The sequence below is a fragment of the Pseudonocardia sp. NPDC049154 genome, from assembly GCF_040648315.1.
GTDB lineage: Bacteria > Actinomycetota > Actinomycetes > Mycobacteriales > Pseudonocardiaceae > Pseudonocardia.
In genome coordinates, this window is the sequence record NZ_JBEZDN010000024.1 from 34,529 (window position 1) to 48,642 (window position 14,114).

At 75.3% G+C, this 14,114-nt stretch carries 12 protein-coding genes; 5 read left to right on the top strand and 7 right to left on the bottom strand.

Features of this window, described 5'->3' with window-relative positions; all coding sequences use genetic code 11:
• Positions 1–86: 86 nt before the first annotated feature.
• From lipB to lpdA, 5 genes are all read right to left on the bottom strand, one after another.
• The gene (lipB, locus tag AB0B41_RS14905; RefSeq protein ID WP_358203117.1) at positions 87–848 is read right to left on the bottom strand and encodes a lipoyl(octanoyl) transferase LipB; all 762 of its coding nucleotides are present in this window, start codon (positions 846–848) and stop codon (positions 87–89) included.
• A gap of 74 nt (positions 849–922) precedes the next feature.
• Positions 923–2,152, bottom strand: coding sequence for an FAD-dependent oxidoreductase (locus AB0B41_RS14910; protein WP_358203120.1), 1,230 nt, complete (start codon positions 2,150–2,152; stop codon positions 923–925).
• Positions 2,149–3,039 carry a TIGR01777 family oxidoreductase gene (locus AB0B41_RS14915; RefSeq protein ID WP_358203122.1) on the bottom strand — a complete coding sequence of 297 codons (891 nt, stop codon included), beginning with the start codon at positions 3,037–3,039 and terminating at the stop codon, positions 2,149–2,151. Before AB0B41_RS14915 ends, AB0B41_RS14910 begins: the two co-directional genes overlap by 4 nt.
• 124 nt (positions 3,040–3,163) lie before the next feature.
• The gene (gene sucB / locus AB0B41_RS14920; protein WP_358203123.1) at positions 3,164–4,981 is read right to left on the bottom strand and encodes a 2-oxoglutarate dehydrogenase, E2 component, dihydrolipoamide succinyltransferase; all 1,818 of its coding nucleotides are present in this window, start codon (positions 4,979–4,981) and stop codon (positions 3,164–3,166) included.
• Positions 4,982–5,031: 50 nt separating this feature from the next.
• Positions 5,032–6,402 carry a dihydrolipoyl dehydrogenase gene (lpdA, locus tag AB0B41_RS14925; protein ID WP_358203125.1) on the bottom strand — a complete coding sequence of 457 codons (1,371 nt, stop codon included), beginning with the start codon at positions 6,400–6,402 and terminating at the stop codon, positions 5,032–5,034.
• 153 nt (positions 6,403–6,555) lie between these two features.
• Here lpdA and AB0B41_RS14930 point away from each other — a divergent pair, with 153 nt between their 5' ends.
• Positions 6,556–6,912 (top strand): oxidoreductase, encoded by a 357-nt coding sequence (locus tag AB0B41_RS14930; protein ID WP_358203128.1) that lies wholly within the window; start codon positions 6,556–6,558, stop codon positions 6,910–6,912.
• Between the two features lie 18 nt (positions 6,913–6,930).
• Here the strand turns inward: AB0B41_RS14930 and AB0B41_RS14935 are convergent, their stop codons facing one another.
• Positions 6,931–7,740, bottom strand: a complete 810-nt coding sequence (locus AB0B41_RS14935) for an SDR family oxidoreductase (RefSeq protein WP_358203130.1) — start codon at positions 7,738–7,740, stop codon at positions 6,931–6,933.
• Between the two features lie 100 nt (positions 7,741–7,840).
• On the opposite strand from AB0B41_RS14935, the gene AB0B41_RS14940 reads away from it, so the two are divergent.
• Entirely contained in the window at positions 7,841–8,533 is a 693-nt protein-coding gene (locus tag AB0B41_RS14940; protein ID WP_358203132.1) for a hypothetical protein, read from the top strand.
• 79 nt (positions 8,534–8,612) lie between these two features.
• Here AB0B41_RS14940 and AB0B41_RS14945 read toward each other — a convergent pair whose 3' ends face one another.
• Complete coding sequence (locus AB0B41_RS14945) at positions 8,613–10,115, bottom strand: leucyl aminopeptidase (RefSeq protein WP_358203187.1); 1,503 nt, start codon at positions 10,113–10,115, stop codon at positions 8,613–8,615.
• A gap of 236 nt (positions 10,116–10,351) precedes the next feature.
• Between AB0B41_RS14945 and AB0B41_RS14950 the strand changes: the two genes are divergently transcribed.
• From AB0B41_RS14950 to AB0B41_RS14960, 3 genes are read left to right on the top strand one after another with little or no spacing between them, the layout of a single operon-like run.
• Complete coding sequence (locus AB0B41_RS14950; RefSeq protein WP_358203134.1) at positions 10,352–11,698, top strand: APC family permease; 1,347 nt, start codon at positions 10,352–10,354, stop codon at positions 11,696–11,698.
• Between the two features lie 55 nt (positions 11,699–11,753).
• Positions 11,754–12,854, top strand: a complete 1,101-nt coding sequence (gene gcvT, locus AB0B41_RS14955) for a glycine cleavage system aminomethyltransferase GcvT (RefSeq protein WP_358203136.1) — start codon at positions 11,754–11,756, stop codon at positions 12,852–12,854.
• 53 nt (positions 12,855–12,907) lie between these two features.
• Positions 12,908–14,017 (top strand): branched-chain amino acid aminotransferase, encoded by a 1,110-nt coding sequence (locus AB0B41_RS14960; RefSeq protein WP_358203138.1) that lies wholly within the window; start codon positions 12,908–12,910, stop codon positions 14,015–14,017.
• The last annotated feature ends 97 nt before the right edge of the window (positions 14,018–14,114 follow it).

Below are 14,114 nucleotides of genomic sequence, written 5' to 3' on the forward strand. Positions count from 1 at the left end.
ACCGGGGCCGTCGGGGGGTTGCTGGTTGCTTCTCATCCGGCGTGTCGGGGCGTGTCCCCCCCGAGCGACCATCGCCACTCACGGGGTCAGTGGAGCGAGGGGTGCAGCTGCAGGTCCAGGCCGGCGACGTCCGCGGCGACCGGGACCTCGCGCCGCGCGACGACGTGGTCGCGGACCGGCAGGGCGCCCTCGAGGGCGGCGAGCACCGCGTCCGTGACGCTCGCGAGCACCTCGTCCGTGGTCACCTCGCGGCCCAGCTCGGCGGACAGCGAGGTCACGCCGGCGTCGGTGATCCCGCAGGGCACGATCCGGCCGAACTCGGCGAGGTCGGGATCGCAGTTGAGGGCGAAGCCGTGCAGCGTCACGCCGCCCTGCACCCGGACGCCGATGGCGGCGATCTTGCGCTCGGGGCGCAGGTCGTCGGCCGGGAGCCACACGCCGCTGCGGCCGTCGACCCGGCCGGCGGTGCTCACGCCGAGGCCGTGGCAGACCGCGATCAGGGCCTCCTCCAACCGCCGCACGTAGTCGACGACGTCGAGGGGCTCGCCCAGCGAGACGATCGGGTAGCCGACGAGCTGACCCGGGCCGTGCCAGGTGATCCGCCCGCCGCGGTCGACGTCGATGACGGGGCTGCCGTCCGTCGGACGGTCCTCGGGGCGGGTCCGCTTGCCCGCGGTGTACACCGACGGGTGCTCGAGGAGCATGAGCACGTCCGGTCCGGTGCCGGAACGCCGCGCCTCGGCGTTGGCGCGCTGGACGTCCCAGGCGGTGAGGTAGTCGACCGTGCCGAGCAGGTCCACCCGAACGGGGTTGGGGGAGCGGCGGCACGAGGTTCCCTGGCTGGCCACCGGCCCAGAGTACGCCCGCGTCCCGGCGCGGCAGGGCGGGTGTGGTCACACCACGGGGACGTCACAGCCGCCGCTCAGGCGAGGGCCCGCAGCACCTCCGCGGCCGCCCGCCGCCCGCTGACCAGGGCGCCCTGCGTCGACGGGGTGTCCCGGTGGTCCCCGCACACGTACAGCCCGTCGCCGAGCGCCACCCCGCTGCGCACCGGGCGGCCGGGGAGGAAGGCGGGCAGCGCCCCGCGCACCTCGGCGGTGTGCACGAGCTCCCAGTCGTCCGTACCGGTGCCGTAGATCCGGGCCAGCTCGCGGCGCACCTCGGGCTCGGGGATCGCCGGACCGACGACCGTCGAGGACACCAGCGGGCGGCCGGAAGCCGAGTACTCCGGGGCCGCCGCCGTGAGGACGACGGTGTTGGCGACGGGCCCGCCGGTCCCGTCGAGGTGCAGGACCGGTTCGTCGGCCGGAGGCTCCGGCACGGTGTGGTACCAGGTCGTGAGCGTGTGGGTCTCCGGTGCGGTGAGGCCGGGGAGCAGCCGCGCGGCGGTGGCCGCGTCCGTCGCCACGACCACGGCGCGGGCGGTGACCTCGCCGCCCGCCGTCCGGACGACCGGGGTGGGCCCGCCGGCCACGGCCTCGACCGGCGTGTCCAGCCGGACCGGTACCCCGGCGGCCAGGCGCCGGGGGAGGGCCTCCATGCCGTCGGCCGGCACGAAGATCCGGCCGAGGGCGAAGCTACGCCACACCAGCCGGACGAAGCCCTCGCTCGTCGCGAGCTCGCGGTCGGCGAGCACACCGGAGAGGAACGGCCGGAGGAACGTCTCGGTGGCGGTGCCGCCCAGCCCGGCGGCGGCCAGGTCCGCGGCCGCCGACCGGGCCGTGCGGAGGGCGGTGCGCCCCGGCGGGGTCGCGAGCACGCGGGCGGTCCACGCGGCGAGTCTCGCCAGGTCCGCGGGCGGAAGCGCGCGCAGCGAGGCGGGCGTGCCGGTCGGGCTGCGCAGCGGGTTGACGAACCGGCGCAGCGAGCCGTCGGCGGCCCGGATCGCCGCGCCCGGGACGAACGGCCGCATGGCCAGCGACTCCGGCCCGTCCGGCCCGAGGACCGTGCGCAGCGCGGGGTAGGCGGTGTTGAGCACCTGGAAGCCGCGGTCGCAGCGGAAGCCGTCGACGACGTCCGTCGCGATCCGGCCGCCGACCCGGTCGGCGGCCTCGAGGACCGTGACGTCGAGCCCGCGGCGGCGCAGGATCCGCGCGGCCCGCAGCCCGGCGATCCCCGCCCCGACGACGGCGACGTCCGTGTCCGGGCTCATGCCCGGACGGCGGCGGAGAGCGCGTCGGCGAGGGTGGTGTGCCGGAACGTGAAGCCGGCGCCGAGCAGCGCGCGCGGCACGGCCCGCTGCGAGAACAGCAGCATCTCGCGGCCCATGTCGCCGAGCACGGTGCTCACCGCGAAGGCCGGGACGACCAGCGGCGCGGGCCGCCCGACGGCGCTCGCGAGGGTCTGGGTCAGGACCTTGTTGGTCACGGGCGTGGGCCCGGTGACGTTGACCGGGCCGCTCAGCGCGTCGTGCTCGACGGCGAACCGGATGGCCGCGACCTCGTCGTCGAGCGAGACCCAGGGCATGTACTGCTCGCCGCTGCCGATCCGCGCGCCCAGGAACGCCTTCCACACCGGGCGCATCAGCGCCAGCAGCCCGCCCGCCGGCGACAGGACCAGGCCCGTGCGCAGGCGGACCACCCGGGCGCCGGCGTCCGCGGCCGGGGCGGTGGCCGCCTCCCAGTCCCGGCAGACCTCGGCCAGGAACCCCTCGCCCGACGGCGCGGACTCGTCGATCTCGTCCGGCCCGGCGTCGCCGTAGTAGCCGACCGCGGAGCCGCTGACGAAGGCCGGGACGCCGGCCCGGGCGACGGCCGTTGCCAGCACCTCCGTCGGGACGTTGCGGCTGTCCCGGATGGCCTGCTTGCGCGCGCCGCTCCACGGCCGGTCGGCGATCCCGACGCCGCCGAGGCTCACCACGGCGTCGGCCCCGTCGAGGGCGCCCTCGTCGATCGCCCCCGACGGCGGGTCCCAGCCCCGCTCGTCCGGGGCCGACGGGGCGCGGCGGACCAGCCGCACGACCTCGTGGCCCGCCTCCCGGAGGCCGGCGACCAGGGCGGTTCCGATCAGGCCGGACGAACCGGCGACGACGACGCGCACGGCCCGGATCCTTCCGAACCCGGCCGGAGCGCGCGACCCGGGCACGCCGACACGGGTGCGTGAGAACGGCCGGAGGGGCCCCGCGACCTGCGGGACCCCTCCGGATGTGACGTTGCGGCGGGCGTCAGAGGCCGAGCTCGGCCTCGAACGCGCCCTCCTCGAGCCGGGCGCGGATCGCGCTGACGAACCGGCCGGCGTCGGCGCCGTCGACGATCCGGTGGTCGTAGGTCAGCGGCAGGTAGCAGACGGACCGCACGGCGATGACGTCCTCGCCGTCCGGGCCGGCCACGACCTTCGGCTCCTTCGCGATCGCGCCGGTGCCGAGGATCGCGACCTGCGGCTGGTTGATGATCGGCGTGTCGAACAGCGCGCCGGCGCTGCCGATGTTGGTGATCGTGAAGGTGCCGCCGGACAGCTCGTCGGGCTTGATCGTGTTGTTGCGGGTGCGGGCCGCGACGTCGGCGATCTTGCGGGCGATCCCCGCCAGCGACAGGTCCTCGGCGTTCTTGATCACCGGGACGAGCAGGCCGCGCGGGGTGTCGACGGCGATCGCCAGGTGGACGTTGCCGTGGTACTCGATCTGCTTGCCGTCCTCGGAGATCGAGGCGTTGACGGCCGGGAAGGCCTTGAGGGCCTCGACCGTGGCCTTCGCGAAGAACGGCAGGTAGGTGAGCTTGACGCCCTCGCGCTGCTCGAAGGCCGCCTTCGCCCGGGCCCGCAGCTTGGCGATCCGGGTGACGTCGACCTCCTGCACGGTGGTCAGCTGCGCCGAGACCTTGAGCGACTCGGTCATGCGCTGGGCGATGACCTGGCGCAGGCGCGGCATCTTCACCGTGGTGCCCGGCTGGGGCCCGTCGGCGGCGCGCGCCGGCACCTTCGTGGGCTCCTTCGGGGCGCCGGTCGGAGCGCTCGGCGCGGCGGCGGCCGGCTGCTGCGGGGCCGCGGCGGGCTCCGGGGCCTTCGCGGCCTCGGCGGCGGCGAGGACGTCCTGCTTGCGGATGCGACCGCCGACGCCCGAGCCCTCGAGGGTGTCGAGGTCCACGCCGTGCTCCGCGGCCAGCTTGCGGACCAGCGGGGTGACGTACGGCGGGGCGGAGGTGCCCTTGGTCTCGGCCTTGCCGTTGCCCGACGGGGCCGGCGCGGTCTCGGCGGCGCGGGCGGTGTCCTCGGTCTCCGGCTTCGCCGGCTCCGCGGCGGCCTGCTCCTCCTCGACGGGCTCCTTCGGGGCCTCCTGCTTGGGGGCCTCCTGCTTGGGGGCCTCCTGCTTCGGGGGCTCCGGCTGCGTCTCCTCGGCCGGGGCGGACGCGGCGTCGGCGTCGCCGATGACCGCCAGCCGGCCGCCGACCTCGACGGTGTCGTCCTCACCGACCGACAGCTCGAGGACCGTGCCGGCGACCGGCGACGGGATCTCGGTGTCGACCTTGTCGGTGGAGACCTCGAGCAGCGGCTCGTCGACCTCGACGGTGTCGCCGACCTGCTTGAGCCAGCGGGTCACGGTGCCCTCGGTGACGGACTCGCCCAGCTCGGGCATGGTGACCGGGGTGCCGCCGCCGGAGGACTTGCCGGTCGAGGCCTTCGGGGCCTCCTGCGGCTCCTCGGCCTGCGGCGCCTCCTGCGGCTCCTCGGCGGGCTCCGGCTCCGCCTCGGGCTCGGCGGCCTCGGACTGCGGCTGGGCCTCGGGCTGCGCGGACCCCTCGTCGGAGCCGGCGTCGCCGATGACGGCGAGCTCGCCGCCGACCTCGACGGTCTCGTCCTCGCCGGCCACGATCTTCTGCAGCACGCCGGCGACCGGGGACGGGATCTCGGTGTCGACCTTGTCGGTGGAGACCTCGAGCAGCGGCTCGTCGACCTCGACGGTGTCGCCCTCCGCCTTGAGCCAGCGGGTGACGGTGCCTTCGGTGACGCTCTCACCGAGGGCGGGCATCTGGACGGAGAAGGCCATGTCTGCTCGGATCCTCTTTCGACGTGCGGTGGTGTGGTCTGTTCGAGACCTCAGCCGTGGGTGTGCAGGGGTTTGCCGGCCAGGGCGAGGTGTGCCTCGCCGAACGCCTCGTTCTGGGTGGGGTGGGCGTGGACGAGCGGGGCGACGTCACCGGGCTCCGCTTCCCAGTTGTAGACGAGCTGGGCCTCGCCGATGAGTTCGCCGACGCGGGCGCCGACCATGTGGATCCCGACCACCGGGCCGTCCTTCGCGCGCACCAGCTTGATCGCGCCGGAGGTCTGCAGGATCTGGGACTTGCCGTTGCCGCCCAGGTCGTAGGTCAGGGTCTCGATCTCCCCGAACTCGTCCTTGGCCTGCGCCTCGGTGAGCCCCACCGAGGCGACCTCGGGCTCGCAGTAGGTGACCCGCGGGATGCCGGCCTCGTCGATCGGGGCCGGGTCGAGCCCGGCGATGTCCTCGGCCACGAAGATGCCCTGCGCGAAGCCGCGGTGGGCGAGCTGCAGGCCGGGCACGATGTCGCCGACGGCGTAGACGCCGTCGAGGTTGGTGCGCAGCCGCTCGTCGGTGGTGACGAACCCGCGGTCCATGGCCAGCCCGGCGTCGTCGTAGCCGTGGCCGGTGGTGTTCGGGCCGCGTCCGACGGCGACGAGCAGCAGGTCGGCCTCGATCTCCTCGCCGGACTCGAGGGAGACGGTGACGGTGTCGCCCTTCTGCTTGGCGCCGGTGAACTTGACCCCGGTCTTGGCGGTGATCTTGCGGCGGCGGAAGGCGCGTTCGAGGAGCTTGGAGGCGAACTCGTCCTCGCCTGCGACCAGCCGGGGCAGGGCTTCGACGACGGTGACCTCCGCGCCGAAGGAGCGCCACACGGAGGCGAACTCGACGCCGATCACGCCGCCGCCGAGCACGACGACCCGCTGCGGGACGTCCTCGAGGGTGAGGGCCTGGTCGGAGGTGACGACCCGGCCGCCGATCTCCAGCCCGGGCAGGGTCTTGGAGTACGAGCCGGTGGCCAGCACGACGTTCCGCCCGGTGTAGGTGGTGCCGTCCACCTCGACCGAGCGCGGTCCGCGGAAGGTGCCGGCGCCCTCGACGAGCTCGATCTTGCGGGACTTCACCAGGCCCTGCAGGCCCTTGTAGAGGCGGCCGACGACGCCGTCCTTGTAGGTGTTGACCCCGGCCATGTCGATGCCGATGAGCTGGGAGAGCACGCCGACCTTGGCGCCGTCGCGGGCGGCGTCGGCGACCTCGGCCGCGTGGAGCAGGGCCTTGGTGGGGATGCAGCCGCGGTGCAGGCAGGTGCCGCCGAGCTTGTCCTTCTCGACCAGCACCACCGACATGCCCAGCTCGGCGGCCCGCAGGGCGCACGCGTAACCACCGGAGCCACCGCCGAGGATCACCAGATCGGCAGTCCGTTCGGGCACGTCCGTTCTCCTCACTCGCGGCGTCGGTGACCCGGTGCTCCGTCCGGGCGGCCCCATCTTGTCACTCGGCGACCGCAGTCGCTGGAACAGGTCCGGGAGAAATCCGGACAGGTCGCGCGTTGGGTGGGTGACCGTCGAGGGAGCGGAGGGCTCATGGGACTGTTCGGCCGCAAGCGCGCCGGTGGGCGGCGTGGTGCCGCGGCCGAGGACGCCGAGCACCTGCGCGCCTGGGCGGCGGTGCGCGAGGGCGTCGAGGCGTTCGTCGAGCCCCGCACCGCCGTGACCGAGACGACGATGATCCTCGTCGCCAAGGACGGGGCGTGGACGCGGCGCCGGGTCGCCGGTCCGGACGGCGCCCGCAAGCTCGCCCGGTCACTGAAGATCCCGGTCTACGACGTCCAGCTCGTCGGCTACCCGAGGCGGATGCGCGACCACGACGCCCGGCAGCGGGTGCTGCGCGAGCGGGAGCGCCGCCGGGGGCTGGGGGAGCTGGGCGGCTACAGCTCCTAGGTGCCGCTCCCGCCGCTCCTACCGTGTCTTGCGGGCGCCGATCGCCTGCATCAGGGGCGCGGCGCGCAGCAGCGGGCCGGGGGCCAGGGCGGTCAGCCGCATCATCGCGCCGCGCCAGCCGGGGACAGTCTTGTAGACGCGACCGGTGCCGAACAGACCGACCAGCTCGGTGGCGACGCGGTCCGGGGTGAGCAGCACGCCGGAGCGGACGAGGGCCCGCGCCCGCGGCTCCATCGTGTCGAGCAGGGCCGTCGCGACGCCGTCGGGGTTGATCGCGTGCACCCGGATCCCGTCGACCCGCACCTCGGCCGACAGCGCGGAGGCGAGGGAGAGCACGGCGGCCTTCGTCGCGGCGTAGAGGGAGAGGCCCGGCACGGGCCCGAGCCCGGACAGCGAGGCGGTGATCGCGAGGTCGCCCCCGCCGTCCTGCTCGCGGAACGCGGCGATCGCGGCGCGGGAGCCCCACACCGGGCCCAGCAGGTTGATCTCGACCAGGGCCCGGGCCTCGGCGTCGGTGAGGTCGGCGAGCGGGCCGCCGGTGCCGACGCCGGCGTTGCTCACCCACGCGCCGAGCGGCGCCAGCTCACGGGCGCGGGCGGCGACGGCGTGCGCCGCAGCCGGGTCGGTGACGTCGTAGGCGGCGGACTCGCCGCCGATCTCCGCGGCCGTCGCCTTCGCCGCGGTCTCGTCGACGTCGGTCACCAGGACGCGGTAGCCGCGCCCGGCGAGCTCGCGGGCGATCGCCGCGCCGATGCCGCGGGCGCCACCGGTGACGACGGCCGAGCGGGAGCCTGCGGGGACCGGGTGGGCGACACGGCGGCGGATCACGGGCGTGACCCTACCCGCGGGTAGCCCTCGGGGGAGCCCCGAACGCCGATCCGGGGGATCACCGGATGTCCGGTCCGTCCCCGGCGGATGGACTCGGGAGGTGCCTCCCGCAACGCTCTCCCGGTCGCGCCCGTCCGCCTCCGCCCGCGGGCCCGCCCGGACCTGGCGGCGGCTCGCCGTCTGGGTCCACCTGCTGTCCTCGGTGGGCTGGATGACCTGCGCTCTCGCCCTGTTCGCGCTGCTCGTCCCGGCCGTGCGGGGCGGTGCGCCGTGGGCGGTCGAGGCGGCCCACCACCTCGACACCCAGCTGCTCGCGCCGCTGGCCAACACCTCCGCCGCGACCGGCCTGGTGCTCTCGCTCGGCACCGCGTGGGGGCTGGCGGTGCACCGGTGGGTCCTGACCAAGCTCGTCATCACCCTGATGCAGCTCTACCTCGGGATCTTCGTGCTGTCGGGAGCGCTGAACACCGCCGCCGACACGCTGCGCGTCTCGCCCGCCCTGGTCGTGGGCACCGCGTTGATGGCGGGCGCGATCGCCGTGCAGGCCTGGCTGTCGGTCGCCAAGCCCGGCGGCCGCACCCGGTGGGGCACCCGTGGCGGGCGGCCGGTCACCCTTCCGACCGCGCCGCCCTGGGTGTTCGCGCTGGTCGTCGCGGCACCGGTGGTGGACGTGACGCTGGGCCTGCTCCTCGGCTTCCCCTCGCCCCTGTGCTCACTCGCCGCCGTGGTCGTCGCCGCGGTGGTCCGCCGCCGCGCCCTCCACCGCGCCCGCCGCGAAACAGTCCCGGCGTAGCTCCCGACTCGCGCTGCCGGAGCTCCCGACTCGCGCTGCCGGAACTCCCGACTCGCGGGAGCTCCGCGCGATCCGCGGGTCAGCCGTGGGCGGCGATGTCCTCGAGGAGGGCGACGAGGGTGCGGACCGGGACTCCGGTGCCGCCCTTGGGCGTGTAGCCCCAGGGGCCGCCGGTGTTGAACGACGGGCCGGCGATGTCGATGTGCGCCCACGGCAGCCCGTCGGCGACGAACTCGCGCAGGAAGATCCCCGCCGCGAGCATGCCGCCGAAGCGGTTGCCGGTGACGTTGGCCAGGTCGGCGATGCGGGAGTCGAGCTCGCCGCGCAGGTGCTCGGGCAGCGGCATGGCCCAGGCGTCCTCACCGACGGACCGGCCGAGCGCGGCGACCCGGTCGCGGAAGTCGTCGGCGCCCATCACGCCCGCGGTGCGGGTGCCCAGCGCGACCATCTGCGCGCCGGTGAGAGTGGAGGTCTCGACGAGGTAGTCGGGGTCGTCCTCGGCCGCCCGCACCATGGCGTCGGCCAGGATCAGCCGGCCCTCGGCGTCCGTGTTGAGCACCTCGACGGTCTTGCCGCCGTACATCGACAGGACGTCGCCGGGGCGGTACGCGGTGTCCGACGGCATGTTCTCGGCCATCGGCACGGTCGCGGTCACGGCGACGGGCAGCTGGAGCCTCGCGGCGAGCACGGTGGTCGCGATGACCGCGGCGGCGCCGGACATGTCCGAGGTCATGTGGTCCATGCCGGCCGCCGGCTTGATCGAGATGCCGCCGGTGTCGAACGTGATGCCCTTGCCGATCAGCGCGACCTTCTTCGCGGGGTTCTCCCCGCCCGACCAGCGCAGCCGGACCAGCCGCGGCAGCCGCGACGAGCCCTGCCCGACGCCGAGGATCCCGCCGTACCCGCCGGCGGCCAGCGCCTCGTGGTCGAGCACCTCGACCTCCAGCCCGGCGGCCTCGCCCAGCTCGCGGGCCCGCGCGGCGAAGGTCTCGGGGTAGAGCGCGTTGGGCGGGGTGTTGATCAGGTCCCGCGCGGTGCTCACCGCCTGGGCGACGGCGTAGGCGTGCTCGAGCACGTCCGCGTCGGCCCCGGGGAACTCGACGGAGGCGATCGGCTTCTTCCCGGCCGTCGGGTCGCCCTTGAACGCGGTGAACCGGTAGGCCCCGAGCAGCACGCCCTCGGCGGCGGCGGTCAGGTCGACCGCGCCCAGGGTGCAGACCACGCGGCCGCTGCCGGCCAGGGCCCGGGCCACCGCGCCCGACGCCCGCCGCACCTGGTCGGCGGGGATCGCGCCGGACTCGTCCGGCTTGCCGAGGCCCACCCCGACGACGAGCGGGGAGCCGACCGCCCCGCGCGAGGGCAGCTTCACGACCTCCTCGACCTTGCCGGTGGCGCCGGCGAGCGCGAGCAGCCCGGCGAGCGTGCCGTCGAAGGCGGCGTCGATCTCCTCGGCGCCGGGCGCGAGGACCGGCTCGGCGCCGTTCCCGTTCGAGCCCTCGCCGTTGCCGTTCGCGCCCGGGAGCAGGCCGACGACGAGGACGTCGGCCTCGGCCGCGGCGGCGGGCCCCTCCAGGGCGCCGATGCGGGTGCCGGTCTGCGGGACGGTGGTCGTCAAGGCGGGTCTCCTCGGTCGGGGTTCGGGCGCCGCCGGCGGTCCCGGGGCGGGGCAGGGCGGCGTGCGCGGGTGGGCATCGCCGGGCCCGGGGCGCCGCACCGCCCGTCGACGAGCGGTCCGAGCGCCCGGCGAGACCTCTTCGAAATGCTAATGACACCGTCGCGGGGCCGTTTCGCACAGGGTCGGATGCGATGGTGGTGACCGTGGCAACGACCCTCGGACGCCGCCTGGGTACCGCCGACGTGGTGGTGCTCGGGCTCGTCGCCATGCTCGGGTCCGGGGTCTTCGCCGTCTTCGCCCCCGCCGGTGCGGCCGCGGGGCCCTGGTTGCTCCTGGCGGTGCTGCTGGCCGCGGTCGTCGCGGGGACCTGCGTGCTGTCGACCGCGGAGCTGGTGCTCGCGGGCGGCGCGGGCGGGGCGACCTTCTCCGCCGGGTACACGGCCGGCTACGTGGCGGCCCGGGACCGCCTGCACCCCGTCGCGGGCCGGCTCGCCGGCGTCACGCTGCTGATCGGCGGGGTCGCCTCGGCGGCGGCCGCCGCGGGCGTGTTCGGGGCGTACGTGCTGCCGTCGAACCCGCTGGTGGCCGGGATCGTCGTGATCGTCGCGGCCACCGTGCTCAACATCGTCGGGGTCCGGACGACCGCCCGCTCCTCCTGGCTGCTGGCCGGCGGGACGCTCGCGGTGCTGGTCGTGGTGGTGGTCGTCGGGCTGCTGGGGCCGGGCGGGGAGCAGACGGTCTCGGCGGCGGTCACGGCCGCCGGGGAGGCCCGCGGGGTGGCGGTGCCCGTGCCACAGGCCTCGCCGGGTGCGCTGGGCGTGCTCTCGGCCGCGGGGCTGGTGTTCTTCGCGTTCGTCGGGTTCGCCAACGTGGCGACCTACCGCGAGGAGGTCCGCACCCCGGCCCGCACCCTGCGCCGCGCGATCCCGATCGCCCTCGCCGTCTGCACGCTGACCTATCTCGCCGTCGCCGGGGCGCTGCTGATGGGCCTGGGCACCGACCGGATCGGCGAGGAGCACGCGCCGCTGGTCGCGCTCGTCGACACGGGCCAGGCGCCCGCGCTGGGCGTGCTGGTGCGCATCGGCGCCGCGGCCGCCGCCGGCTCGACGCTGGTGGCCGTGTTGCTCGGGATCAGCCGCACGGCCATGGAGATGGGGGCCCGGGAGGACCTGCCGCGCTCGTTCGCCAAGGTCTGCGGCAGCGGCGCACCCTGGCGGTCCGACGTCGTCGGCGCGGCCCTGGCGATCCTCGTCGCCGTGCTCGCGGGGCCGGTGGCCTCCATCGCGCTGTCGGCCTGCGCGATGCTGCTGCACTACGCGCTCGTGCACGCGGCCGCGCTGCGGGTCCCCGACCGGCGGACCCCGGCCTGGGTGGCGGCCGTCGGGTTCGTGCTGTGCCTCGGCCTGGCCGCGCTGCTGCCGCGGACGTCGGTGCTGATCACCCTCGGCGCCCTGCTGGTGGGCTGGGGGCTGTCCGAGCTGTCGGCGCTGCGGGCCCGCCGGAGACCGCCGCCGCAGCAGGAGGAACCGCCGGGGGAGCAGGCGGCCTGAGGAGGGTGCCGACGAGGCCGGAGTCCTGCGGCAGCCTCCTCGGTACGGTTTGCCCGTGAGCGACGAGCTGATCACGGGACCGCTGCACGACCGGCACGTCGCGCTGGGGGCGACCCTCGGCGCCTTCGGCGGCTGGTCCATGCCGATCGCCTACCCGGCCGGCACCGTGGCCGAGCACACCGCGGTCCGCGAGGCGGTCGGGGTCTTCGACGTCAGCCACCTCGGCAAGCTGCTGGTCCGCGGTCCGGGTGCGGCGGACTTCGTGAACTCCTGCCTCACCGCGGACCTGGGCAGGATCACGCCGGGGAAGGCGCAGTACACCTTGTGCTGCACGGAGTCCGGCGGCGTGGTCGACGACCTCATCGCCTACCTCGACGGGCCGGACGAGGTCCTCCTGGTCCCGAACGCCGCCAACGCCGCCCGGGTCGCCGAGCTCCTGCGCGCGGCCGCGCCGTCCGGCGTCGAGATCGTCGACCGGCACCGCGAGCTCGCCGTGATCGCCGTGCAGGGACCGCGCTCCGCCGAGCTGTTCCACACCATGTTCGCCGGGTTCTCCGGCGTCTCCGGGCTGGACTACATGGCGTTCGCCGACGCCGGCGCCGTCCGGGTCTGCCGCACCGGCTACACCGGCGAGCACGGCTACGAGCTGCTCGTGCCGGCCGCGCAGGCCCCCGCGGTCTGGGACGGGCTGCTCGCCGGTGCGGAGCCGCTGGGCGGGCGGCCGTGCGGGCTGGGCGCGCGGGACACGCTGCGCACGGAGATGGGCTACCCGCTGCACGGCCAGGACCTCAGCGAGGAGATCACCCCGGTGCAGGCGGGCAGCTCGTGGGCGGTCGGCTGGTCGAAGCCGGCGTTCTGGGGCCGCGAGGCGCTGCTGGCCGAGCGCGAGGCCGGGCCGGCCCGGCGGCTGCGCGGCCTGCGGGCCACCGGGCGCGGGATCCCGCGGGCCGGGATGACGGTCCTGGCCGGCGGCGAACCGGTCGGCGTGACGACCTCGGGCACCTTCTCGCCCACGCTGAAGACCGGCATCGCGCTGGCGCTGATCGACACCGCGGCGGGGGTGTCGGCCGACGACGTCGTGACCGTGGACGTCCGGGGCCGCGCGCTCGAGACGCAGGTGGTCAAGCCGCCGTTCGTCCCGTCGCACGTCCGATGATCGGACACCCGACCGGCTGACGCATTCCTTGCCCCGCGGGTTACCGTTCATTCATGAACGCGCCGCTGTTCACCCGCATCCCGAACCCCGCGCCGGCCTCCGACCAGCGGCGCAGCGAGATCCTGGCCGCGCCGGGATTCGGCCGGTACTTCACCGACCACATGGTCTCGATCCGCTGGACCGCGGGTGAGGGGTGGCACGACTTCACGGTGGAGCCGTACGGGCCGATCGCGCTCGACCCGGCGACGATGGTCCTGCACTACGGGCAGGAGATCTTCGAGGGCCTCAAGGCCTACACCCAGCCGGACGGCACGATCGCGTCGTTCCGGCCGGAGGAGAACGCGGCGCGGTTCCGCCGGTCCGCAGTGCGCCTGGGCATGCCCGAGCTGCCGGACGAGCTGTTCATGGCCGCGCTGCGCGAGCTGATCGACGTCGACCGCGCCTGGGTGCCCCCGGCCGGGGGCGAGGAGTCGCTCTACCTGCGGCCGTTCATGATCGCCACCGAGGTCGGGCTGGGTGTGAAGCCCGCCGACTCGTACCTCTTCCTGCTCATCGCCTCGCCCGCCGGCGCGTACTTCCCGGGCGGGGTCAAGCCGGTCGACGTCTGGCTGTGCACGGACTTCACCCGGGCCGCGATCGGCGGGACCGGCACCGCGAAGTGCGGCGGGAACTACGCCGCCTCGCTGCTGCCGCAGGCCCAGGCCGCCCAGCACGGGTGCGCGCAGGTCGCCTACCTCGACGCCGCGGAGAAGCGCTGGGTCGAGGAGATGGGCGGGATGAACCTGTTCTTCGTCTACGGCTCCGGGGAGTCGGCCGAGCTGGTCACGCCGGAGCTGTCCGGCAGCATCCTCGAGGGTGTCACCCGGCATTCGCTGCTCACGCTGGGCAAGGAGATCGGCTGCCAGGTCACCGAGCGCAAGATCTCCGCGCGGGAGTGGCTCGTGGGCTGTGCGGACGGGGCCATCACCGAGGTGTTCGCCTGCGGCACCGCCGCCGTGATCACACCGGTCGGCAACGTCAAGTTCAGCGAGAACACCGGCGTCGGCTCCATCCGCGTGGCGGACGGCGAGCCCGGTGCGGTCACCATGCGCCTGCGCTCCCTGCTCACCGACATCCAGCGGGGCACCGGCACGGACACCCACGGCTGGATGACCGCCCTCTGACCCCGTGAGTGCCGACGCCGCCGCGCTCGGGCGCCGCGGTCGGCGAGGTGGCCCGGCGGCACGGGGACTTCGCCATGGTCGGGGTGGTGGCCGAGCT